The organism is Microbacterium sp. SCPM-O-B-15248 (M128), assembly GCF_058214835.1.
In genome coordinates this window covers 87139-109960 of record NZ_JBYQLI010000008.1, presented here as the reverse complement: position 1 = coordinate 109960, position 22822 = coordinate 87139, and the positions used below count along the sequence as shown (strand labels likewise).

The window sequence follows — 22822 nt, the reverse complement described above, 5'->3', positions numbered from 1 at the left end:
GGGTGCTGCGGGCTGTCTATCATTGCCGGATGCCCGCACGCCCCCGCCCCCTGTCGCGGCGGTGGAGCGCCCTCCCGGAACTCGTGCGCGATGCGCCGCCCCGTGTCCTGCTGATCGTCGGGGCGGTCGTCGTCGTCCTGGGCGTCCTCATCGTCACGCGCCCGCTCACCTCGATCGCGCTGCTGGGGATCTACGTCGGAGTGAGCGCGATCGTGACGGGCGTGGTCGAGATCGCCGGCCGGCCGGCCGGGGTGTGGCCGCGCATCGTGGCGGGCGCGTGGATCCTCGCCGGTCTGGCGGTGCTCGTCTGGCTCGGCCGCAGTCTCGAGCTCCTTCCCGCCGTCCTGGCGGTTCTGCTGATCATCGGCGGACTCGCCTCGATCGGCGGCGTCCTGCGTCCGGGACCGGCGAGCGTCCGGATCCTGCGTGGAGCGTGGGGCATCGCCCAGTTGGCCTTCGGCGTGCTGTCCTTCACATGGCCCGACGTCACGGTGCTCGTGCTGGCGGTGATCTTCGGTCTGCGCACGGTCGTGTTCGGCCTCGGCATCCTGGTGCGTGGGGCGCGTGGCATCCGTCGTCCGCGTCCGACGGAGGCCGGAGGGGATGCCGCGCGCCGGGCACGCCGCCGACTCTCGCGGTCGCGCTGGGCGGCCGCGGGTCGGTACGCGCTGTCGCTCGTGCTGGTGGCTACCGCCGCCGGCGGGTGGTTCCTCAACGACTGGCTGCAGGACGGCGCGCCCGTCGTCGACGCGTTCTACGACCCGCCCGCCGAGCTCCCGTCGGGTCACGGGCGGCTGATCCGCTCCGATTCGTACCTCGGCCGGGCCCCCGAGAACGGCGACGCCACTCGCATCCTGTACACCACCCGCGACGCCGTCGACCGCCCCGCGGTGGCGAGCGCGCTCGTGATCGTGCCGAAGGATCCGCCGCCCGGCCCGCGGCCGGTCATCGTGTGGAACCACGGGACCACCGGAGTCGCGCAGGGGTGCGCGCCGAGTCTGCGCGACGCGTCGGCCACCCGGTGGTCGATCCCGGCTCTGGAACAGGCGCTGAAGGCGGGGTGGGTCGTCGTGGCCTCCGACTTCTCCGGCCAAGGCGCACCCGGCGCCTACCCGTACCTCATCGGTGAGGGCGAGGCCCGGTCGTCGCTGGACGCGGTGCTGGCCACGGGCGAACTGCGCACCGATCTCGTGCTGTCACCCGACACGGTCGTGTGGGGGCATTCGCAGGGCGGGCACGCGGCGCTGTGGACCACCGCCATCGCCCCCGAGTACGCGCCCGGCGTCGACGTGCTCGGCACTGCCGTGGTCGCCCCGGTGGCCGACCCGCCGGCGCTCGCGCGCGAACTCCTGTCGGGCCCGCCCAACGCGATGCTCTCGGTGCTGACCTCGTGGGTGCTCGTGCCGTACTCCGAGACCTATCCCGACGTGAATCTCGACGACTACATCGCCGAGGGATCGCGTTCGATCGTGCTCGAGATGACGCAGCGCTGCCCGAGCGAGCCCGGAGTCGTGGTCTCGGTGCTCACCGCCCTCGGTGTCTCGGAGGACCGCCCCCTCTACTCCGCCGACCTCACCGACGGCGCGCTCGGACGCCGCCTCGCCGAGAACGCGATCACCCAGCCCCTGGGCACCCCGATGCTCGTCGCGTGGGGCGCCGACGACGAAGTGATCCCCCCGCGCCTCCAGCGCGAGTACGTCGACACGTTGTGCGCCGAGGGGCAGCCGGTCCGGTGGGCGACGTACGCCGGATACGACCACTTGCGCCCGATCCTGCCGAAGTCCCGGTTCCTCCCCGTGCTGTACGACTGGACCAAGGGACTCATCGAGCGGCGCGCACAGGTCGTGGACGGGTGCGGTCTGCGCTGACCGACCAGCGGACCCGTGGCGTGTGCGGCGTCAGGGTGACGATCTCGTGTCGATCCCGTTGCCTCTTGGCGCTCGCCGTCCGTTCTCATTACGGTCGAACCGTGCCCGACAACACCGCTTCCCCGTCCGAGCTCCGCCCGACCCACCCGCTCGCGCTGGCGCCCGTCGCCGCACCCGCGGCGTCGGTCGACGGCTTCGTGCGTCGTTTCCTGCAGAACCTGAACTTCGACCAGGGGGTGGCGCTGTCGGCATCCGATGACAACGACCGCTACTTGGCGCTGGCCGGGACCGTTCGCGACTACCTCATGGCGCGCTGGCTCGACGACCAGGCGCAGCAGGCGCGACAGCAGTCCAAGACCGTCTGCTACCTCTCGGCCGAGTACCTGCTGGGACGTCAGCTCGACAACAATCTGCTCGCGGCGCGCTTGACCGATATCGCCACCGAGGCTCTCGCGCAGTGCGGCATCGACATCGAGGATCTGCGCGCTCTCGAGATCGAGCCGGGCCTGGGCAACGGCGGCCTCGGACGTCTCGCGGCGTGCTTCATCGACTCGCTCGCCACCATGAGCATCCCCACCATCGGGTACGGCATCCGCTACGAGTACGGCATCTTCCGCCAGGCCTTCGCCGACGGACAGCAGATCGAACAGCCCGACGCGTGGCTGCGACTGGGATCGCCGTGGGACTTCCCGCACCCCGAGGCGGCGCAGACGATCTCGTTCGGCGGGCGCACCGAGACTTATGTCGACGAGGGTGTCGAGCGCTCGCGCTGGGTTCCGGACTGGAACGTCCTGGCGGTGCCGTACAACATGATGGTCCCCGGCTACCACAACGGGCGGGTCAACACCCTGCGCCTGTGGCGCGCCGTGGCCACCAACGCGTTCGACCTGCACACGTTCAACTCCGGCGACTACGTCGAGTCGGTGCGCGCGCAGACCTTCGCCGAGAACATCTCCAAGGTGCTCTACCCCGAGGACTCCACCCCGCAGGGCAAGGAGCTGCGGCTGCAGCAGCAGTACTTCTTCGTCGCGGCCTCGATCGCGGACTTCATCGAGCACGTCCTGCCCGAGGGCTTCGACCTCGACACGCTCCCCGAGCGCGTGATCTTCCAGCTCAACGACACCCACCCCGTCATCGGGGTGCCCGAGCTCATGCGCGTGCTCGTCGACGAGAAGCACATGGAGTGGGATGCCGCGTGGGCCATCACCCAGAAGTGCTTCGCCTACACGTGCCACACGCTGCTGCCCGAGGCGCTGGAGGTCTGGTCGGTCGACCTGCTCGGACGACTGCTGCCGCGCCACCTCGAGATCATCTACCGCATCAACGACGATTTCCTCCTCGCGGTGCGCGAGCGGTTCGGCGACGACGAGATGCTCATCCGGGACATGTCCATCATCGGCGAGCACCCCTTCCGTTCGGTGCGGATGGCCTACCTCGCCACCGTCGCCGGATCCAAGGTGAACGGCGTCGCCGAACTGCACTCGCAGCTGCTGCGCGACAACGTGCTGAAGGACTTCGCGCAGATGTGGCCGGAGAAGTTCACCAACGTCACCAACGGCGTCACGCCGCGGCGCTTCCTGCGCCTGGCCAACCCCGACCTCTCGGAGCTCATCACCGAGACGCTCGGGGCCGGATGGACCGTCGACCTCGAGCGGCTGCGCGGGCTCGAGGCGTTCGCCGACGACCCCGAGTTCCGCGATCGCTTCGCCGCGGTGAAGGCGGCCAACAAACGGCGCCTGGGTCGCGTGCTCTCGGCGCGCGACGGGATGACGATCGACGATGGGCACCTGCTCGACGTGATGATCAAGCGTCTGCACGAGTACAAGCGTCAGACGCTGAAGGTCCTGCACATCGTGAGCGCCTACGACGGCATCGTCTCCGGTCGCGTGCCGATCGAGCAGGTGCAGCCGCGGACGTTCCTGTTCGGCGCCAAGGCGGCGCCTGGGTACGCGATGGCCAAGCACATCATCCACCTCATCAACGCCGTCGGAGAGGTCGTCAACGCCGATCCGCGCGTGCAGGGCCGCCTGAGGGTGCTGTACCCGGCCAACTACAACGTGACGCTGGCCGAGAGCATCATCCCGGCCGCCGACCTGTCCGAGCAGATCTCGCTCGCGGGCAAGGAGGCCTCGGGCACCGGCAACATGAAGCTCGCCCTCAACGGCGCCCTGACGATCGGCACCGACGACGGCGCGAACGTCGAGATCCGCCAGCTCGTCGGAGACGACAACTTCTTCCTCTTCGGCATGAGCGAGCCCGAGGTCGAAGCGCTGTGGGCCGAGGGCTACCGTCCCGCGGACTTCTACCACCGCGACGAGCGCTTGCGCGCGGCTCTCGACCTCATCGCCTCGGGGGCGTTCTCGGGCGGCGACCGTTCGGTGTTCGAACCGCTCGTGTCGAACCTGCTGTACGACGACCGTTTCATGGCGCTCGCCGACTTCGGCTCGTACGTCGACGCGCAGGAGCGGGTCGACGCCGCGTACGCCGACCAGGACGGCTGGGTGCGCTCGGCGATCCTCAACGTCGCCCGCAGCGGCTTCTTCTCGTCCGACCGCTCGATGCGCGACTACCTCGACCGCATCTGGCACGCGACGCCCGTCAACTGAGCAGAGACGGATGCCACGACCCCGGTGTCGTGGCATCCGTCCCGCTCTGGCAGGAAGACGCCGAAGGCTGACCGGCGGGCGCCCGTTCGCGGCGCCGGCGCACGCGAGAGTGGGGGAGCGGCCCCGTCCGCCCGCCCGAAGGAGCCCTGCCATGCGCCTGTCCGACGTCTCGGCCCCCGACACCGTCGCCGCTCGCGGCGCTCTCGCGCTGGCGCAGCAGTACCAGTCGCCCGCGATCACCGCCCACGCCCTGCGCTCGTGGCTGTGGGCCGAGGCGTTCGCGCGCGTGGACGGGATCTCGGGCATCGATCACGAGCTGCTCTACGTCGCCGCGGTGCTGCACGATATCGGCACGGTGACGGAGTTCGACAACCACACGCTGTCGTACGAGCACGCCGGCGGTCACGTCGGCATCGCCCTCACCGCGGGGGCGGGGTGGGAGCCAGCGCGGCGGGAGCGCGTGCTCGAGGTCATCGTGCGCCACAACTGCCCGCGGGTGGACCGGGCGCTGGACCCCGAGGGGTACCTGCTCGAAACCGCGACCGCGCTGGACATCTCCGGTGCCCGGCCCGACGCGCTGCCGTCGACGTTCGTGCGCGAGGTCCTCGAGGTGTATCCGCGGGGCGCGCTCGCGGCGGAGTTCGGCGCCTGCGTCGCGGACCAGGCGGCGCGCAAGCCCGACACGGCTGCGCGGCGGCTCGTCGACGGGGGAGTGCAGGCCAAGCTCGCCGCGAATCCCCTCGAGCACGTCTGACGCCGATCGGAACCGCTCCGCGGGTCGCGAGGGATGCGGCATCCCGGGTATCGTAGGAGGGTTGTCGGTACCGGTTGTGCCGACGAGAGCTGAATACGGAGGATCCCGATGGACATCGATCTTGCACTCCTGAAGACGATCGAACGCGAGAAGGAGATCCCCTTCGACGAACTCGCGCGCATCATCGAGCAGGCGATCCTCACCGCCTACGCCAAGCACATCTCGCCCAGCGGCGAGATCCCCGCCGGAGCGCGCGCCGAGCTCGACCGCAAGACCGGCCACGTCGGCATCTTCACGCCCGTCCTCGATGACGAGGATGTCGTGATCGGCGAGGAGGAGCAGGCTCCCGACGACTTCGGCCGCATCGCCGCCTTCGCCGCGAAGCAGGTCATCAGCCAGCGTCTGCGCGACATCGCCGACGACGCGGTGCTGGGCGAGTTCCGCGGAAAAGAGGGCGACATCGTCGCCGGTGTCGTGCAGCAGGGCCCGAACCCTCGCATGGTGCACGTCGACCTCGGCACGGTCGAGGCGATCCTCCCGCCCGAGGAGCAGGTCCCGGGCGAGACCTACGCGCACGGTTCGCGTCTGCGCGTCTACGTGACGTCGGTGTCCAAGGGCAACAAGGGCCCCCAGATCACCGTGTCGCGCACGCACCCCGGTCTGGTGCGCAAGCTCTTCGCGCTCGAGGTCCCCGAGATCGCCGCCGGGCTCGTCGAGATCGTGTCCCTCGCGCGCGAGGCCGGCCACCGGTCCAAGATCGCCGTCAAGGCCAACGACCCGACCGTCAACGCCAAGGGCGCCTGCATCGGCGAGCTCGGGCGCCGCGTCCGTGCCGTGACCGAGGAGCTCGCCGGCGAGAAGATCGACATCATCGACTACGACGCCGAGCTGCCGAAGTTCGTCGCCAACGCGCTGTCGCCGGCCAAGGTCACCTCCAGCTTCGTGCTGGACGCCTCCACCAAGGCCGTCCGCGCCCTCGTGCCCGACTACCAGCTGTCGCTGGCGATCGGCAAGGAAGGGCAGAACGCCCGCCTGGCCGCCAAACTCACCGGGGCGAAGATCGACATCCAGCCCGACAGCATCCTCGAAGACAACTGAGCGTCCGATCGCCCGGACGACGGCGAGGTGTACGATGGAACCAGTACGAACGTGCGTCGGATGCCGCGCACGTGCCCCTCGATCCTCGCTTCTGCGTGTGGTCGCGGAGGGATCGGTCCTCGTCAGAGACGAGCGGGCGGTTCTGCCGGGACGGGGTGCGTGGGTGCATGAGACGGACGCGTGCGTCGGGAAAGCTCTCGCACGCCGCGCCTTCGTACGAGCATTGCGTGTGTCAGGCCCGCTTGACACGCAGACCTTCGAATCAACCCTCCAGCGAAACGGCTGAACGGCTATGGACACGAAGTGAACGGCTCGAAATGAGACCCGTCCGCAACTAACGGTCTGCCCTGTCCGGGGTAGGCCCTGAGACAGGAGAATTGTGGCAAAACCACGCGTGCACGAGATCGCTTCCGAGCTCGGCGTCGACAGCAAGGTCGCGCTTGCGAAGCTGAAGGAGCTCGGCGAGTTCGTCAAGAGCCCCTCATCCACCATCGAGCCCCCCGTGGCCCGGAAGCTCCGTGCCGCCCTTGCGGCCGAGGGTTCTTCCGGTTCGTCGGATGCCAAGCCCGCCGCAGCGTCGGCGCGCCCGGCTTCGGGTGCTCGTCCCGGTCCCGCGCGCCCCGCGGCGACCCCCGGCGCCCGTCCTTCGGGCCCCACCCCCGGCCCCGCCAAGCCCGCCGCCCCCGCGGCCGCCCCGGCTCCGGCCGAGGCTGCTCCCGCGGCATCCGCTCCCGCGGCATCCCCGTCGGCCAGCCCGGCCCCCGCCCCCGCGGCCAAGCCCGGCAACGCCGGTGGCACGCCGGCGGCACCCACCCCCGGTGCCGGAGCCCCCAAGCCCGGCCCGAGCGCGCCCCCGCGTCCGGGTGGAGCACGTCCCGGCAACAACCCCTTCGCTTCGGCGCAGGGCATGGGCCAGCGTCCCGCCGGCCCGCGTCCGGGTAACAACCCCTTCGCTTCGGCTCAGGGTATGGGCCAGCGCCCGACCCCCGGTAACATCCCGCGTCCCCAGGCTCCGCGTCCCGGCGCCCCGCGTCCCGGTGCCCCGCGCCCCGGTGGTGCCGGTCGTCCCGGTGGCGGCGGTCGTCCCGGTGCTCCGTTCCAGCAGCGTCCCGGCGGCCCCGGTCGTCCCGGCGGTGCCGGTGGCGGGTTCCAGCGCCCCGGTGGCGGTGCTCCCGGTGGCGGTTTCGCCGGTCGTCCCGGTGGTGGCGGCGGCCGTGGCCGCGGTCCCGGCGGGGGCACCGCGGGTGCCTTCGGTAAGGGCGGCGGCAAGTCCAAGCAGCGTAAGTCGCGTCGGGCGAAGCGGCAGGAATTCGAGATGCGGTCGGCGCCGGTCGTCGGCGGCGTCAACGTCTCGAAGGGCAACGGCGAGATCATCCGCCTGCGTCGCGGTGCCTCCATCGCCGACTTCGCGGACAAGCTCGAGGCGCTGCGCGGCTACACCGTGCAGCCCGGCACGCTCGTGACCATCCTGTTCAACCTGGGCGAGATGGCCACCGCGACCGAGTCGCTCGACGAGGCCACCTTCGAGGTCCTCGGCGCCGAACTCGGCTACAAGATCCAGATGGTCTCGCCCGAGGACGAAGACAAAGAGCTCCTCGAGGGCTTCGGTCTCGACCTCGACGCCGAGCTGGAGGCCGAGAGCGAGGACGACCTCGAGATCCGTCCTCCCGTGGTCACCGTCATGGGCCACGTCGACCACGGTAAGACGCGACTGCTCGACGCCATCCGCCAGACGAACGTCGTGGCGGGCGAGGCCGGTGGCATCACGCAGCACATCGGTGCGTACCAGATCTGGACCGAGCACGAGGGCATCGAGCGCGCGATCACCTTCATCGACACCCCGGGTCACGAGGCGTTCACCGCCATGCGTGCCCGTGGTGCGCAGGTGACCGACATCGCGATCCTCGTGGTCGCCGCCGACGACGGCATCATGCCCCAGACGGTGGAGGCCCTGAACCACGCCCAGGCGGCCAATGTGCCGATCGTGGTCGCGGTCAACAAGGTCGACAAGCCGGATGCCAACCCCGCCAAGGTGCGCCAGCAGCTCACCGAGTACGGTCTGGTCGCCGAGGAGTACGGCGGCGACGTCATGTTCGTCGACGTCTCGGCCCGCCAGGGCACGAACATCCAGGAGCTCCTGGACGCCGTGCTGCTGACGGCCGACGCCGGTCTCGACCTGACGGCCAACCCGAACAAGGCTGCCCGCGGTGTCGCGATCGAGGCGAAGCTCGACAAGGGTCGCGGTTCGGTCGCCACGGTGCTGATCCAGTCGGGAACGCTCCGCGTCGGCGATGCGATCGTGGCCGGTACGGCCTACGGCCGCGTCCGCGCGATGATGGACGAGAACGGCGACGCGGTCGACGAGGCCTACCCCTCGCGTCCCGTCCAGGTGCAGGGCCTCAACTCGGTCCCGCGTGCCGGCGACGTCTTCATCGTCACCGAGGAAGACCGCACCGCGCGCCAGATCGCCGAGAAGCGCGAAGCCGCCGAGCGCAACGCCCAGCTGGCCAAGGCCCGCAAGCGCATCTCGCTCGAGGACTTCACCCGTGCTCTCGAAGAGGGCAAGGTCGAGTCGCTCAACCTCATCATCAAGGGTGACGTGTCGGGTGCCGTCGAGGCGCTCGAGGAGTCGCTGCTCAAGATCGAGGTCGATGACAGCGTCCAGCTGCGCATCATCCACCGCGGTGTGGGTGCGATCACCGAGTCGGACATCAACCTGGCCACGATCGACAACGCGATCGTGATCGGCTTCAACGTCCGCCCCGACACCAAGGCCCGCGAGCGTGCCGCCCGCGAGGGTGTGGACGTCCGGTTCTACTCGGTCATCTACAACGCGATCGACGACGTCGAGCAGTCGCTCAAGGGCCTGCTCAAGCCGGAGTTCGAAGAGGTCCAGTCGGGTGTCGCCGAGATCCGCGAGGTGTTCCGCTCCTCGAAGTTCGGCAACATCGCCGGTGTCATCGTGCGGTCGGGAACGATCACGCGCAACGCCAAGGCCCGCGTCATCCGCGACGGTGTCGTGCTGGCCGACGGCCTGGCCATCGAGTCGCTGCGCCGCTTCAAGGACGACGTCACCGAGGTCCGCACGGACTTCGAGGCGGGTATCGGCCTGGGCAAGTTCAACGACATCCAGATCGGCGACGAGATCGAGACCACCGAAATGGTCGAGAAGCCTCGAGGCTGATCCGTCGTGCGGGGGTCGCGTCTTCGGGCGCGGCCCCCGCTCCGTCTTCCGGAGAAAGGGAACGAAAGTGGCAGGGGAACGACAGGCCCGAGTGGCCGACCGCATCCGCGTGGTTCTCGCGGAGCGTCTCGAGAAGGGGCTGCGCGACCCGCGGCTCGGTTTCGTGACGATCACCGACGTGCGCGTCACGGGTGATCTGCAGCACGCATCGGTGTTCTACACCGTCATGGGCGACGAGGCGCACCGCGCCGACACCGCCGCCGCGCTGAAGTCCGCGACCGGCATGCTGCGCAGCGAGGTGGGCAAGAACCTCAACACGCGCCTCACACCGTCGCTGGAGTTCATCCTCGACGCCATCCCCGAGAACGCCGATCACATCTCGGCGCTGCTGCGCGAAGCGCGCGAGCGCGACGAGTCGGTGGCCGGTCTCGCCGCGGGCGCCGCATACGCCGGCGAGGCGGACCCGTACGTCAAGCCGCGCGAGTTCGACGAGGACGACGCCGATGAGGACGAAGACGACACCGACGACACCGACGAGGTGGACGCGCGCGCCTGACGTCCGCGATCGACACGGTCGGATGCCACCCCCTCGGGCGGCATCCGGCCGTTCGTCTTCCCGCGAGGGTCAGGGGTGCGCCGGTCTCCGTCGCGCGGGGGAGGCGCCGGCATCCGGTCCTTCCTAGGGTCGAGGTATGCACAGCTCGTCTCGCCCCGACTGGCCCGCCGTCCTCGTCTTCGCCGTGACCTCGGTCGCGCTGTCGTGGCTGATCGCCCTGCCCGTGTGGCTGCGCGGCCAAGGCCTGGCCGACCCGTTCCTCGGTCTCACCGCCGCGGCGATGATGGTCACCCCGGGACTCGGGGTGCTGGCGGCGCTGGCGGTCCAGCGTCGGACCCTCGGTCGCCGCGGGGCACGGGCGGTGTTGCGCGAACTCGGCATGTGGCCGCTGCGACCGGCCGCGCGAACCGTGTGGACGTGCGTGGCGGTCATCTTCGCCGCGCCGATCCTCGTGGCCGTCGGACTCGCTGTCGTCGGGGTGCTCGGAGTCGCGAGCTTCGACATCGTGACCTTCTCGGGATTCCGGCAGCTGCTGGAGGCCTCGGTCCCCGCCGGCACGCCGCTGCCGCCGGTCGAACTGCTCGTCGGCGTGCAGCTCGCGATGATCCCGGTGGGCGCGGTCATCAACGCCCCGTTCGCGTTCGGCGAGGAGCTCGGCTGGCGCGGGTTCCTGCTCCCCGCGCTGCGCCCCCTCGGCGTCTGGCCGGCGCTGCTGATCTCGGGCGCGTTCTGGGGGTTCTGGCACAGCCCGCTGATCCTGCTCGGCTACAACTTCCTGGAGCCGAACGTGCTCGGGGTGGTGCTGATGATCGGTGCCTGCACCCTGTTCGGCATCCTGCTCGGATGGACGCGGCTGCGCACCGCGTCGGTCTGGCCGGCGGTGTTCGCCCACGGGGCGTTCAACGCCTCGGCGGGGCTGGGGACGCTCGTCGTCGCGGCCGATTCGCCGACGCCGTCGCCGGTGGTCGCGGGACCCCTCGGGCTCATCATGTGGGGCGTGTTCGCCGTCGTGATCGCGGTGCTCGCTCTGACCGGGCAGTTCCGCGCCGACCGGGTGAACGCCACGCTCGGCCCCGATCCGGTGCGCCCCGCCCCGGCCCCGGCCCCGACCGCCTGATGCGGAACGGCGGCCGGTGTCGCGTCAGCGGGGCAGGAAGAGCAGTGCCTCGGCGGCCTCGGCCAGGCCGTCGGCGATGAGCGAATCGATCGCGCGGTCGCGCTGCACGGGGTCGGGCCACTCGGCGATCACCGCGTCCAGGGGCACGGCGGCGGGTGCTGCCTCGCGCAGCACCTTCATGACCGCTCCGCGCGCCTGACGATCGCTGCCCTCGTACTTCGCTGGGCGACGGCGACGATCCTCGGATGCCGGATACCCGGCGTTCCGCCACGCGCACTGCGCCGAGAGCGGGCACACGTCGCACTTCGGCGATCGGGCGGTGCACACGATCGCGCCGAGTTCCATCGCGGCGGCGTTCACGATCGCGGCGGCGGTGAGGTCGGCCGGGAGCTCGGCATCCATGCGGGCGAGGTCGGCCTTGCCCGGAGGGCCGGGCTGCGCGACGCCGTCGACGACGCGCGCGAGCACCCGGCGGGTGTTGGTGTCGACGACCGGATGCCGATCCCCGTAGGCGAAGACCGCGACGGCGCGCGCGGTGTAGTCGCCGATCCCGGTGAGGGCGAGCAGCGCCTCGACGTCGCGCGGCACGACTCCGTCGTGACGATCGCGGATCTCGACCGCCGCCCGGTGCAGCCAGAGCGCGCGGCGCGGATAGCCGAGGTTCGCCCACTGGGTCACGGCCTCGGCCGGGGCGGCCGCGGCGAGGGCGGCCGGCGTCGGCCAGCGGTCGAGCCACGCCTCCAGGTGCGGGATCACGCGATTCACGGGCGTCTGCTGCAGCATGAATTCGCTCACGAGCGTTCCCCACGCCCCGAACCCGGCGCGGCGCCAGGGGAGGTCCCGCGCGGTGTCGCGATACCACGCGATGAGCGGCGCGGCGAGTGCTGGCATCCCTCCAGCGTAGATCGAGAGTCGGCGTGTCCGGCGCCCGGCCTAGGCTGGAGGCATGTCGCTCGAGTCCCTCCACCGCAGCCTCCGCGACGAGGTGCGTCAGAACTCCCGTTCCGGCCGGGTCGTCGTCGCCGTCGACGCGCTGGATGCCGAGGCGGCCACCGCGTTCGCCGAGGGGTTCGCCGCGGCGCTCGGGGCGGACGGCACCCCCGTGTTCCGCGCCTCCCTGGGCGAGGTCGCTCCCGACCGGGCCGAGGCGGTGCGCGCGGAGCTGGTCGCACCGTTCCGGGCGGGTGAGCCGTTCCCGCCCGTCGGCGTCGAGGCGGCACCCGCGGACGCCGTGCTCGTCGTCGACGGAGCGTTCCTCCTGGACTCCGCGTTGCGCGGCATGTGGCACTGGTCGGTGTGGCTCGAGTCCTCGCCGCCGATCGGGGCACCCGCACCCGAGCGGAGCGACGCGCAGAAGCACTACCTCGCGGCGACGCGCCCGCGCGCGACGGCCTCGGCCATCGTCGAGAACTCGAATCCCGCCGACCCCGTGCGCGTGTTCGGCGACTTCTGCTGATGGCGCGCGCCGGAATTCTCCTGGTCGACAAGCCCGGAGGCCTCACCAGCCATGACGTCGTCGCGCGGGCCCGCCGCGCCCTCGGCACTCGCAAGATCGGGCACGCGGGCACTCTCGACCCGATGGCGACGGGGCTGCTCGTGCTCGGTGTCGAGGGTGCGACGCGCCTGCTCACCTTCATCGTCGGGGCCGACAAGACCTACGAGGCGACGATCCTGCTCGGGATCGAAACCGACAGCGACGACGCCGACGGCGAAGAGACGGCTCGAGCGGACGCCGCCGATGTCGCGGCGGTGACCGATGCGGCGATCGCGGCGGGCATCGCCGACCTCACGGGAGAGATCGACCAGGTGCCCAGCACCGTGTCGGCCATCAAGGTCGCGGGCCGCCGGGCGTACGACCTGGCGCGTGCCGGCGAGACCGTCGAGCTGAAGGCCCGACGCGTGACGGTGTCGCGCTTCGACGTGCGTGCCATCCGTCGGGACGCGGCGACGATCGCCCTCGACGTCGTCGTCGACTGCACCAGCGGCACCTACATCCGCGCCCTCGCCCGCGACCTGGGCCGAGCCCTCGGCGTCGGCGGACACCTCACGGCTCTGCGTCGCACGCGGATCGGTTCCTTCGACGTGGCGTCCGCGGCATCCGTCGACGACATCGCCGACGACGCCCTCGTCGACCCGGCCATCGCTGCGGCCACGGTCGTCGGAGGTCTGGCCGTCGGCGACGACGACGCGCGCGATCTCCGCCACGGCAAGCGCATCGACGGCGGCGGCCGCCTCACGGGGGAGCGGGCTGCGGCGATCGATCCGGGTGGGCGCCTGGTGGGCATCGTCGAGCGGCGGGGGAGCCAGCTCAAGAGCGTCATGAACATGCCCGAGGAGGCCGCGCGATGATCCTGTGGTTCACGCTCACGCAAGTGGGGGTCGCGGTTCTCGCGGGCCTCGTCGCGATCGCGGCGGGGCTGGCGGGACGTCGTCCCTCCGACCTCACCGTCGGGGCGCTCGCCCTCATCGAACTGCTGCTCATCGTGCAGATCGTCGTCGCCATCGTGTCGCCGTTCGCCGGCAACCCGGCCTCGGGCAGTCTGCTGGAGTACTGGACGTACCTCGTCTCGGCCGCACTGCTCCCGCCGGCCGGCGCCGCGTGGGCGCTCATCGAGCGCAGCCGCTGGAGCACCGTGATCATGGGGGTCGCGGCTCTCGCGGTGGCCGTCATGGTGTGGCGCATGCACGTGATCTGGACGGTGCAGGTCGCCTGACCCGGGCGCCGAACCGACGGCGAGCTGCGGTGCCGACCGAACTAGACTCGGAAGGTCATGGCATCCACCACTCCCGCCCGCACCCGCGGAATGACCGGCATCGGCCGGGTCCTCGTGATCGTCTACGGCATCATGGCGCTCGCTGCCACGGGGCGCTCGTTCGTACAGATCGTCCGCGAGTTCGACGAAGCGCCGGTGGCTTATGCCCTGTCGGCGCTCGCGGCGGTCGTCTACATCCTCGCGACCCTCGCGCTGATCTTCTCGGCCCGCCCGGCCTGGTACCGGGTCGCCTGGGTGGCGATCGGCTTCGAGTTGATCGGCGTGATCGTCGTGGGCACTCTCAGTCTCGTCCTGCCCGCGCTGTTCCAGCACCCGACGGTGTGGTCGGTGTACGGCATCGGCTACGTGTTCATCCCGCTCGTACTGCCGTTCCTGGGCCTGTGGTGGCTCGTGCGGCACCGTCGGACGGCGTCGTGATCGTCTTCCGCAACCCCGAAGAGGTGCCCGCCGGGTTCGGGCCGTCGGTCGTGGCGATCGGCAAGTTCGACGGCGTCCACACCGGCCACCGTGCGGTGATCGATCGCGCGCGCGTCGAGGCCTCCGACGGGGCGAAGGTCGTCGCAGTCACCTTCGACCGCAACCCCCTCCGCGTGCTGCGGCCCGACACCTGCCCGCCGGATGTCATCGGCCCGCACCAGAAGCTCGAGCTGCTCGATCGCGCGGGAGTGGATGCCACCCTGCTGCTGACCTTCGACGAGGCGCTCGCCGCGCTCCCCGCCGATGTGTTCGTGCGCCGCGTCCTGGTCGACGCGCTCTCGGCACGGACCGTTCTGGTCGGACGCGACTTCCGGTTCGGCGCGGGGGGTGCGGGCGATCCCGACCTGCTCGTCCGGATGGGCGAGGCGCACGGTTTCCGTGTCGACGTCGTCGACGATGTCCGCGCCGTCCATGCCGATCGTCGGGTGTCCTCGACGTGGATCCGCGAGGCCTTGGCCGCCGGTGACATCGCGACCGCCGCGCGCCTGCTCGGTCGGTCGCCGTCCGTGTGGGGCGAAGTGGTGCACGGCCTCAAGCGCGGGCGCGAGCTCGGCTATCCGACGGCCAACCTGTCACCCGACCTCGAGGGGTTCGTGCCCGCCGACGGGGTCTACGCCGGCTGGCTGATCGACATCGAGGGCACACGCCGCACCAGTTACCCCGCGGCGATCAGCATCGGGACGAACCCCACGTTCGACGACGTGCACGCCCGCCAGGTCGAGGTGTACGTGCTCGACGAGACCGATCTCGACCTCTACGGGCATCACGTCGAAGTGCGCTTCGTCGAGCGCGTGCGCGGCATGACGGCGTTCGACGGTGTCGACGCGCTGCTGGTGCAGATGGCCGACGACGTCGAGCGCGTGCGCCGCATCCTGCGCTGACGCTGTCGTCGGGTGCGCGGCAGCGCGACCGCCTCAGTCCTGACGCGACAGGTGATTGCGGATGCCGCAGAACGACGTCGCGGCACCGAGCACCATCAGTACGGCGGTGAAGATCGCCGCGCGGTGGAACCCGTCGAGGTCGAGCGCCCCGCCGGCGATCGCGGACACCGCAGCGATCGCGAGGAGGCCCGCGACGCGCGATACGGCGTTGTTGACCGCCGACGCGATGCCCGAGCGCTCCGCGTCGATCGCGCCGAGGACCGCGGCCGTCAGGGGCGACACCGTCGCCGTCAGACCGAGGCCGAACACGACGACCCCCGGGAGCACTTGCGTCCAGTAGTCGAACTCGGGGCGCACCGTCAGCAGCAACAGCGCGCCGATCGCCATGATCGCCGGCCCGAGCGTCATGAACAGGCGCGGCCCCAGCCGACCCGACAACGCCCCCATGCGCGAGCTCAGCGCGATCATGAGCAGAGTGCTGGGCAGCGACGCGAGTCCCGCGAGCGTCGCCGGCAGCCCCGCGCCCTGCTGCAGGTAGACGCTGAGGACGAAACCGTTCAGCGACAGCGCCGCGTAGACGAACATCGTCGTGAGGTTGCCGGTCCAGAAGTTGCGGGAGCGGAAGAGGTCCAGAGGCATCATCGGCTCGCGGGCGACGCGCTGACGCACGAGGAATCCGGCGAACGACAGCACGCCCAGCACGCCCGGAGCCCAGATGACCGGCGAGGACCAGCCGAGGTTCGGCTGCTCGATGAGCGCGAACACGACGCCTCCGAGGCCCGTCGCGCACAGGACCGCTCCGAGGATGTCGACGTGCGCCCCCGGCCGCCGGTGGTCGGTACGGCCCCGCCGGGCGAGCAGCCAGAGAGTCAGGCCGATCGGCAGGACGTTGACGAGGAAGACCAGGCGCCACGACAGCGTGTCCACGAAGACGCCGCCGATGAGGGGCCCCGCGATCATGGCGACGGTGGTCGCGCCCGTCCAGATGCCGATCGCGCGGGCCTGCGACGCGCCGCGGAAGGTGGAGGTGATCAGGGCGAGGGAACTCGGCACGAGCAGGGCGCCCGCGACGCCCTGCAGCGCCCGCGCGACGATGAGGAACTCGGCCGTGGGGGCCGCGGCGATCGCGACCGAGGTGATCCCGAAGCCGACGAGACCGATCCGCAGGACGAGGGTCCGACCGAGGACGTCGCTCAAAGAGCCCGCGACGAGGATGAACGCCCCGAGCGTCACGAGATACGCGTCGACGACCCACTGCTGCGTCGAGAGACCGCCACCGAGATCCCGTGAGATCGCGGGAAGCGCGACGGTGACGACCGTGCCGTCGAGGAAGGACACGAAGGATGCCAGTACCGCGACCGTCAGGACCACGCGCTGGTCCCGCGACATCGGTTCGGCCATGGGCCCAGCGTAGGTGTCCATGATCGCGGGCGGGTCGGTGAGGGTGCGACCGGCCCGGGACGCGCTAGAATAGGGGCGACCCCGTCACCCGCCTCCTCGCGAGCCGTTCCGGTGAAGACGCGTTGCGGGTCGCTGGCACTGCCGCTTCGGCGGGAGGCCGTGCGGCATTCTCCGGGGTCACTGATCCACCGGCGTCACGCCGGACGTCCCGGACCGATCCGGACGACACGCTCAGGAGGAGCATGCCGACCACGGCAACCGCAGCCCGTAGCTCGAGCCAACGGCGCCGCAAGACCTCGTCATCCCGTCGCGACGACGAGGCACCCGTCATCCCCATCCTCGCCCGGAAGGTTCGCGAGGTCGAAGCCAAAGCTCAGCGCGGAAAGCTCGGCCCCACCAACCGGGTGAAGTTTCAGGTGATCGCTTTCCTGGTGCGCGAAGAGCGCGCGCGGGTGAAGGCCGACACCGAGATCACCGACGGCGCCCGGGCCGAGCTGCTCAAGCGTCTCGACGGGGTAGCCACGATCCTGGCCAAGACCGCCGCACGCGACACGTCGCTCATCCAGCTGCTCGAGGTCGATCAGGCCACGTCGCCGGTCGCACGACGCATGCGCCGCGACTGGCTGCTGGAGTCCGGTGCCGAGCTCGCGCCCGACGAGCTCATCATCACCGACACCGCCCCCGCCGCCACGCCGGTGGTCCCCGCGGCGCTCGCCGAGAAGCAGGTCATCCCGCCCTCGATCGAGGCGCGGCAGATGGCCAACCCCTTCCTCCCGCCCGACCTCACCCCGCGTGCCACGGGTGACGCACCGCGCCGCCGCCTCGACGGGTGGGAGCTCATGGGCCCGCTCTACAAAGCGTTCGAGACCGGGGCCGGGGGATCGGCGGCGAGCATGGAGCTTCCGCCCGTGCCCGAGTTCGACCGCCTCTCGCCGCGCGGGCTCGAGGTCATGCCGCACCAGTCCCGGTTCCTCGAGGCCGTGCGCCTGGGCCACCGCTCGTTCCTGCTGGCCGACGAGCCGGGCCTGGGCAAGACCGCCGAGTCGGTGCTCGCCGCCTCCGTCGCCGAGGCCTACCCGCTGCTGGTGGTCGTGCCCAACGTCGTGAAGATGAACTGGGCGCGCGAGGTGCAGCGCTGGACACCGCACCGCCGCGCGACGGTCATCTCGGGCAGCGGCGCCGACATCGACGCGTTCGCCGACATCTTCATCGTCAACTACGAGATCCTCGACCGGCACCTGTCGTGGCTGTCGTCGATCGGCCTCAAGGGCATCGCGGTCGACGAGGCGCACTTCATCAAGAATCTGTCGTCGCAGCGGTCGCAGAACGTCCTCGCCCTGGCATCCCGTGTCCGTCAGCAGACGCGTGATCCGCTGCTGCTCGCGCTCACCGGAACGCCGCTCATCAACGACGTCGAGGACTTCGACGCGATCTGGCGGTTCCTGGGGTGGACGACCGGAGAGAAGCCCGGCGCCGAGCTCATGGAGAAGCTGGATGCCACCGGCCTCACGCCGGCCGACAAGGCGTTCTACCCGGAGGCTCGCGAGGCCGTGATCTCGATGGGCATCGTCCGTCGCAAGAAGAAGGACGTCGCCGCCGACCTCCCCGACAAGCTCGTGGCCGACCTCCCGGTCGAGCTCGACGACGAATTCGGGAGGTCGATCCGTCAGGCCGAGCGTGAGCTCGGAGCGCGCCTCGCGGCGAAGTACCGCCGCATCATCGAGGCGCGCGGCGACCGGGGCCTGGCCCCCGGCGAGATCGACGAGGACATCGTGCGCCTCGTCGCGCACGGCGAGCTCGAAGAGAGCAAGGCCGCCGGCACCGGTTCTGAGAACGTCTTCACGATGGTGCGCCGCATCGGTCAGGCCAAGGCGCACCTCGCCGCGGACTACGCCGTGCAGTTGCAGCGCTCGGTCGGCAAGGTCGTCTTCTTCGCCAAGCACATCGACGTCATGGATGCCGCCGAGGCGCACTTCAAGGCCTCGGGGCTGAAGTCGGTCTCGGTGCGCGGTGACCAGACGTCCACCGCCCGACAGGCCGCGATCGATGCGTTCAACAACGATCCGGGTGTCGGCATCGCCGTGTGCTCGCTGACCGCGGCCGGTGTCGGCCTGAACATGCAGGCGGCGTCCAACGTCGTGCTCGCCGAGCTGTCGTGGACCGCCGCGGAGCAGACGCAGGCCATCGACCGTGTGCACCGCATCGGCCAGGAAGAGCCCGTCACCGCGTGGCGCATCATCGCGGCCCACACGATCGACACCAAGATCGCCGAGCTCATCGACTCGAAGGAGGGCCTGGCCCAGCGCGCGCTGGACGGCCTCGCCATCGAGCCGGGATCGAGCGATTCGGTGCAGCTTTCGGCTCTCATGCACCTGCTGCGGCAGGCGCTCGGGGCCTGACCCCTCTCGCGAACGCCCCGGTGCTGCCGGGGCGTTCGCGCGTTGCGGGCGTGCGTCCTGGATGCCACGTCGGCGCTGTCGCTAGGGTCGGGGGCATGTCCCTCGACCCTTCGATGTTTCTCGACGGTCCGCGCGGACGGCGCTTGTGTCTCGAGATCCTGCTCGACGCGGCCCGGCAGTCCGACACACCCGTGGACCGGGATGCCACGCAGGCGGTGTTCTGGGCGGCGCACGCCCTCGCCGAGAACCCCGGGACCCTCATCCACATCGGGGGAGGTGACGAGCCGTTCGTCGAGCCCGAGGTCTCGAGCGCCCAGGCCGCTGCGGCACTCGCCGAGATCCCGACGCCCGAGATCACGCCCGCGCGGATCGAGCGGGCACTCGAAGTCGCGGTCGATCTCGCCGCGTACTGGCAGCCGCCGTCCGGCGAGGACGTCCTCGCCGCGGCCTCGGAGATGCGGCCTGTGCTCGCTCCCGTGGCCGCGGCCGTTGCGCGATCGGGGCGCGCGGCCTCGTGGACCCGTCCGGTCGATCACGACGCGCAGGCGACGGTCACGTGGGAGGGAGCGGGCCCGTTCCGCACGGACACGGAAGCCGTCCTGTCGGAGTGGCGTGCGAACATGGCGGCGACCGAGATCCAGTTCGCGGCGTCTGCGTACAGCGAGCGGCTTTCGGGCCCGTGGTGGTCCACTCCGCCAGTCGACCTGCCCCGGACGACGCCGTCGCGCGGAGCCGAAGGCCCGGTCGGGATGTCTCTCGTGGAGGACTCCCTGGGGTGGACGTCGGCGAGGACGCGTAGCGTGACCGTCCCCGACGGAGAGGTCATCGAGATCGACGGCCCCGACGCGTGGGCGTCGCTGTGCCATCGGCATCCACTCGTCGTCACCGCCTCCCGGCGCAACGTGTGGCGCTGGACGACCGGTCGCGAGGGGGTCTGGGTCCAACCCGACTGGTCGGCGCTCGCGAAAGAGGCCGTGGGCGTCCACCTCACCACCGCGGGGTATGTGGCCACGGCAGGCCGCGTGGTCGAGCTCGGCGGCCTCGGGGCGAGCGTCCTGGCGGGGTGGGGCCCCGACGAGACGTTCTGGTTCGGTGAGGTGGCACCCAGCGGGGAGGCGGAGGAGTGGACGCGTGAGGACTCCTCCGGCCCGGGCGCCTGGCGTCGTGCGTGAGTGGTCCTCGGGTTCCCGCTTCCCGGGGGTGGGGCGATAGTCTCGGTGGTGGCAGCGTCGCCGACTCGATCATCCCCACTAGCGAGGTTCACAGCATGAAGATCGGCATCCTGACCAGCGGCGGAGACTGCCCCGGGCTGAACGCCGTCATCCGTGGCGTCGTGCTCAAGGGCACGACCAACTACGACATCGAGTTCGTCGGCATCCGCGACGGATGGCGCGGAGTCGTCGACGGCGACTTCTTCCCGCTCACCCGACACGAAGTGAAGGGGCTGTCCAAGGTCGGCGGCACGATCCTCGGCACCAGCCGCACCAACCCCTATGAGGGGGTCCGCGGTGGCGCCGAGAACATCTCGAAGACGCTGTACGGGCACCGTATCGACGGCATCCTGGCCATCGGCGGCGAGGGCACTCTCGCCGCGGCCGACCGCCTGTCGAAGGACGGCATCAACGTCCTGGGCGTGCCCAAGACGATCGACAACGACCTGCGCGCCACCGACTACTCCTTCGGCTTCGACACCGCCGTGAACATCGCCACGGATGCCATGGACCGCCTGCGCACCACCGGCGACTCCCACCAGCGGTGCATGGTCGCCGAAGTCATGGGCCGCCACGTCGGGTGGATCGCGCTGCACGCCGGCATCGCCGCCGGTGCGCACGTCATCTGCATTCCCGAAGTTCCGATGTCGATCGACGAGATCGTCGAGCAGGTCACGCGCGCCCACGACCGCGGCCGCGCGCCCCTGGTCGTCGTCTCGGAGGGGTTCAAGCTCAAGGGCATGGACGAGGCCTTCAGCGACAAGGGGCTGGATGCCTTCAACCGCCCCCGCCTCGGCGGCATCGGCGAGCTTCTGGCCCCCGAGATCGAGCGCCTGACCGGCATCGAGACCCGGGCCACGGTGCTGGGTCACATCCAGCGCGGCGGTTCGCCGTCGGCCTTCGACCGCGTGCTCGCGACCCGTCTGGGGCTGCACGCCGCCGACGCGCTGAACGACGGCGCCTGGGGCCAGATGGTGGCGATGAGCGGCACCGACATCGTGCGCGTTCCCTTCGCCGACGCCCTCGGCGAGCTCAACTCGGTCCCCCTCTACCGCTACGAAGAGGCCGCGGCGCTCTTCGGCTGAGCCCCGGCTCCCGCCCCCGTCCCTCCGGAGCGTCTCGCGCCCCGTCCCGCCGCCGCGGGGCGGGGCGCTGTGTTGCACGGGGCGCGGGCGCGCTTCCGGAACAGGCTGTGCGCCGGAGACAGGGCGATCACGCCGGGATCGGCCTGTTTCGGGTGCATCGCCTGTTCTGGGTGCGGTGGCGGGGTGCCGGTGGGGGTGGTGGCGGGGGCAGGCTGTGCGCCGAGAACAGGCTGCGCGCCGGGGACAGGGCGATGACGCCGGGATCGGCCTGTGTCGGGTGCATGGCCTGTATCGGGTACGGGGCCGCACGTGAAGCGGACCGCGCCCGACCCGGCCTCGCGCCGCCGGGCACGACGTCGGCTCCTCAGCGCGGGAGGTGGCGGCCCTGGGCCATCGCGGTGCGGATGGTGTCCACCACAAACGCGGGGTCGAACAGCACCTGCGTGTAGTCGAACCGCAGCACGGTGTAGCCGCGCAGGATCAACCGCGCGTCCTGCCGGAGATCGCGCCGCCGATCGGCCGCGGCGCGGTGGAACGCGAAGCCGTCGAGCTGCACGACGAGGCACTCGCCGATGAGCGCGTCGACGGGGTGGCCGTCGATCCAGACCTGCTGGCGGATCCGCACCCCGATCCCGGCCAGCAAGTCCCGGAAGTGCGTCTCGAGCCCGGAGTCCGACAGGTGCCCGGCCACCGCGGCGAGCTCGTTCGCCCGCGTCGAGGCCCATCGCACCGACGCCAGGGTGCCGGCATCCACCGCGCCCGTCCGCAGCGCCGACTCCCACACCGCCAGCGCGTCGGCGCGGGGCAGGCACCGTGCGACGTGGAACAGCACGTTGATCACCGGTTCATCGGGATCCGTGCGGGGCACCGGCACCGGGGGAGTAGCCCGATGCAGGTGCAGCCCTGTGCGGTCGAGGCGCGACGCCGTGGACGGCACCCACACGTGGGCTCGATCAGAGTCGGGCGTCCACAGCCCGCGATCTCGGGCCGCGCTCACGCACGTGAGGCGCCCACTGACGGATGCCGCGGAACGCCGCCCCGCCGGACATTCCGGCGTGAGAATCCACGAGCGTCGGACGCGGTCGACCTCGCCCGCGCCGACGGCCGCGGCGATCGTGCGCGCCCCGTGCCCAGCGGCACGGGCGACAGAGGTGTGGGCGACGCCGCCGCGTCGCGACAGCCACTCGAGCAGCCCGGGAGTCATCGCACCAGCGTTGCTCGTCGGGCTGCAGCTCTCCCGCCGGATCGGCCCGAATGTGGAGAAGTCGGACACCTCTGCGCCTGTGGAGGACAGGTCGCCGGGGTGCCGGCATCCGCCTGGTCGTCACGAGAACAGGGGATGCCACGAGAACAGGCCCATTCTGCGCGAATGGGCCTGTTCTCGGCGCTCAGCCTGTTCCGGTAACCGCGC

Annotated in this window: 19 protein-coding genes; 16 read left to right on the top strand and 3 right to left on the bottom strand. The window is 71.0% G+C overall.

What is annotated here, in order from left to right; all coding sequences use genetic code 11:
• The first annotated feature begins 29 nt into the window (after window positions 1–29).
• The 8 genes from AC3E6M_RS13865 (at window position 30) to AC3E6M_RS13830 (ending at window position 11183) form a co-directional block, all read left to right on the top strand.
• A complete protein-coding gene (locus AC3E6M_RS13865; protein WP_490530256.1) occupies window positions 30–1868 on the top strand; it encodes a lipase family protein in 1839 nt (612 codons plus the stop codon).
• 101 nt (window positions 1869–1969) lie between these two features.
• Complete coding sequence (locus AC3E6M_RS13860; protein ID WP_490530254.1) at window positions 1970–4474, top strand: glycogen/starch/alpha-glucan phosphorylase; 2505 nt, start codon at window positions 1970–1972, stop codon at window positions 4472–4474.
• 151 nt (window positions 4475–4625) lie between these two features.
• Window positions 4626–5228, top strand: coding sequence for an HD domain-containing protein (locus tag AC3E6M_RS13855; protein WP_490530252.1), 603 nt, complete (start codon window positions 4626–4628; stop codon window positions 5226–5228).
• A 108-nt stretch (window positions 5229–5336) separates the two neighbouring features.
• Complete coding sequence (nusA, locus tag AC3E6M_RS13850; RefSeq protein ID WP_138176965.1) at window positions 5337–6326, top strand: transcription termination factor NusA; 990 nt, start codon at window positions 5337–5339, stop codon at window positions 6324–6326.
• 34 nt (window positions 6327–6360) lie between these two features.
• Window positions 6361–6612: a YlxR family protein gene (locus AC3E6M_RS13845; RefSeq protein WP_076490888.1), complete on the top strand. Its 252-nt coding sequence runs from the start codon at window positions 6361–6363 to the stop codon at window positions 6610–6612.
• A 93-nt stretch (window positions 6613–6705) separates the two neighbouring features.
• Entirely contained in the window at window positions 6706–9510 is a 2805-nt protein-coding gene (gene infB / locus AC3E6M_RS13840) for a translation initiation factor IF-2 (RefSeq protein ID WP_490530249.1), read from the top strand.
• A 67-nt stretch (window positions 9511–9577) separates the two neighbouring features.
• Window positions 9578–10066, top strand: a complete 489-nt coding sequence (rbfA, locus tag AC3E6M_RS13835; RefSeq protein WP_138178216.1) for a 30S ribosome-binding factor RbfA — start codon at window positions 9578–9580, stop codon at window positions 10064–10066.
• A 136-nt stretch (window positions 10067–10202) separates the two neighbouring features.
• Window positions 10203–11183, top strand: coding sequence for a CPBP family intramembrane glutamic endopeptidase (locus AC3E6M_RS13830; RefSeq protein ID WP_490530247.1), 981 nt, complete (start codon window positions 10203–10205; stop codon window positions 11181–11183).
• A gap of 24 nt (window positions 11184–11207) precedes the next feature.
• Here the strand turns inward: AC3E6M_RS13830 and AC3E6M_RS13825 are convergent, their stop codons facing one another.
• Window positions 11208–12074 (bottom strand): HhH-GPD family protein, encoded by an 867-nt coding sequence (locus AC3E6M_RS13825; protein ID WP_490530246.1) that lies wholly within the window; start codon window positions 12072–12074, stop codon window positions 11208–11210.
• A gap of 55 nt (window positions 12075–12129) precedes the next feature.
• Between AC3E6M_RS13825 and AC3E6M_RS13820 the strand changes: the two genes are divergently transcribed.
• Genes AC3E6M_RS13820 through AC3E6M_RS13800 form a run of 5 tightly spaced genes read left to right on the top strand, consistent with a single transcriptional unit; the run spans window position 12130 to window position 15315 of the window.
• A complete protein-coding gene (locus AC3E6M_RS13820) occupies window positions 12130–12639 on the top strand; it encodes a nucleoside/nucleotide kinase family protein (protein ID WP_490530245.1) in 510 nt (169 codons plus the stop codon).
• Complete coding sequence (truB, locus tag AC3E6M_RS13815; RefSeq protein WP_490530243.1) at window positions 12639–13532, top strand: tRNA pseudouridine(55) synthase TruB; 894 nt, start codon at window positions 12639–12641, stop codon at window positions 13530–13532. The genes AC3E6M_RS13820 and truB overlap by 1 nt, the downstream gene beginning before the upstream one ends.
• On the top strand, window positions 13529–13897 hold the full coding sequence (locus AC3E6M_RS13810) for a hypothetical protein (RefSeq protein WP_138177726.1): 369 nt from the start codon (window positions 13529–13531) through the stop codon (window positions 13895–13897). The genes truB and AC3E6M_RS13810 overlap by 4 nt, the downstream gene beginning before the upstream one ends.
• A gap of 57 nt (window positions 13898–13954) precedes the next feature.
• Entirely contained in the window at window positions 13955–14374 is a 420-nt protein-coding gene (locus AC3E6M_RS13805; protein ID WP_138177724.1) for a hypothetical protein, read from the top strand.
• Window positions 14371–15315 carry a bifunctional riboflavin kinase/FAD synthetase gene (locus AC3E6M_RS13800; RefSeq protein ID WP_138177722.1) on the top strand — a complete coding sequence of 315 codons (945 nt, stop codon included), beginning with the start codon at window positions 14371–14373 and terminating at the stop codon, window positions 15313–15315. Before AC3E6M_RS13805 ends, AC3E6M_RS13800 begins: the two co-directional genes overlap by 4 nt.
• Window positions 15316–15348: 33 nt before the next feature.
• On the opposite strand, the gene AC3E6M_RS13795 is transcribed toward AC3E6M_RS13800, so the two are convergent.
• Entirely contained in the window at window positions 15349–16716 is a 1368-nt protein-coding gene (locus AC3E6M_RS13795) for an MFS transporter (protein ID WP_490530241.1), read from the bottom strand.
• A 242-nt stretch (window positions 16717–16958) separates the two neighbouring features.
• Between AC3E6M_RS13795 and AC3E6M_RS13790 the strand changes: the two genes are divergently transcribed.
• The 3 genes from AC3E6M_RS13790 to AC3E6M_RS13780 all read left to right on the top strand — a co-directional run bounded on the left by AC3E6M_RS13790 (window position 16959) and on the right by AC3E6M_RS13780 (window position 21411).
• Complete coding sequence (locus tag AC3E6M_RS13790; RefSeq protein ID WP_490530239.1) at window positions 16959–19115, top strand: DEAD/DEAH box helicase; 2157 nt, start codon at window positions 16959–16961, stop codon at window positions 19113–19115.
• A 95-nt stretch (window positions 19116–19210) separates the two neighbouring features.
• A complete protein-coding gene (locus AC3E6M_RS13785; RefSeq protein ID WP_490530238.1) occupies window positions 19211–20287 on the top strand; it encodes a hypothetical protein in 1077 nt (358 codons plus the stop codon).
• Between the two features lie 95 nt (window positions 20288–20382).
• Entirely contained in the window at window positions 20383–21411 is a 1029-nt protein-coding gene (locus AC3E6M_RS13780) for a 6-phosphofructokinase (RefSeq protein WP_138177714.1), read from the top strand.
• A 364-nt stretch (window positions 21412–21775) separates the two neighbouring features.
• Here AC3E6M_RS13780 and AC3E6M_RS13775 read toward each other — a convergent pair whose 3' ends face one another.
• Entirely contained in the window at window positions 21776–22615 is an 840-nt protein-coding gene (locus AC3E6M_RS13775; protein ID WP_490530236.1) for an endonuclease domain-containing protein, read from the bottom strand.
• Window positions 22616–22822 lie beyond the last annotated feature (207 nt).

Excerpts from the sequence above, each read along its gene's own strand:
- AC3E6M_RS13865 (WP_490530256.1), top strand. The coding sequence starts at position 30 with ATGCCCGCACGCCCCCGCCCCCTGTCGCGGCGGTGGAGCGCCCTCCCG.
- AC3E6M_RS13855 (WP_490530252.1), top strand. The coding sequence starts at position 4,626 with ATGCGCCTGTCCGACGTCTCGGCCCCCGACACCGTCGCCGCTCGCGGC.
- nusA (WP_138176965.1), top strand. The coding sequence starts at position 5,337 with ATGGACATCGATCTTGCACTCCTGAAGACGATCGAACGCGAGAAGGAG.
- AC3E6M_RS13845 (WP_076490888.1), top strand. The coding sequence starts at position 6,361 with ATGGAACCAGTACGAACGTGCGTCGGATGCCGCGCACGTGCCCCTCGA.
- AC3E6M_RS13830 (WP_490530247.1), top strand. The coding sequence starts at position 10,203 with ATGCACAGCTCGTCTCGCCCCGACTGGCCCGCCGTCCTCGTCTTCGCC.
- AC3E6M_RS13825 (WP_490530246.1), bottom strand. The coding sequence starts at position 12,074 with ATGCCAGCACTCGCCGCGCCGCTCATCGCGTGGTATCGCGACACCGCG.
- AC3E6M_RS13820 (WP_490530245.1), top strand. The coding sequence starts at position 12,130 with ATGTCGCTCGAGTCCCTCCACCGCAGCCTCCGCGACGAGGTGCGTCAG.
- truB (WP_490530243.1), top strand. The coding sequence starts at position 12,639 with ATGGCGCGCGCCGGAATTCTCCTGGTCGACAAGCCCGGAGGCCTCACC.
- AC3E6M_RS13810 (WP_138177726.1), top strand. The coding sequence starts at position 13,529 with ATGATCCTGTGGTTCACGCTCACGCAAGTGGGGGTCGCGGTTCTCGCG.
- AC3E6M_RS13805 (WP_138177724.1), top strand. The coding sequence starts at position 13,955 with ATGGCATCCACCACTCCCGCCCGCACCCGCGGAATGACCGGCATCGGC.
- AC3E6M_RS13795 (WP_490530241.1), bottom strand. The coding sequence starts at position 16,716 with ATGGCCGAACCGATGTCGCGGGACCAGCGCGTGGTCCTGACGGTCGCG.
- AC3E6M_RS13790 (WP_490530239.1), top strand. The coding sequence starts at position 16,959 with ATGCCGACCACGGCAACCGCAGCCCGTAGCTCGAGCCAACGGCGCCGC.
- AC3E6M_RS13785 (WP_490530238.1), top strand. The coding sequence starts at position 19,211 with ATGTCCCTCGACCCTTCGATGTTTCTCGACGGTCCGCGCGGACGGCGC.
- AC3E6M_RS13780 (WP_138177714.1), top strand. The coding sequence starts at position 20,383 with ATGAAGATCGGCATCCTGACCAGCGGCGGAGACTGCCCCGGGCTGAAC.
- AC3E6M_RS13775 (WP_490530236.1), bottom strand. The coding sequence starts at position 22,615 with ATGACTCCCGGGCTGCTCGAGTGGCTGTCGCGACGCGGCGGCGTCGCC.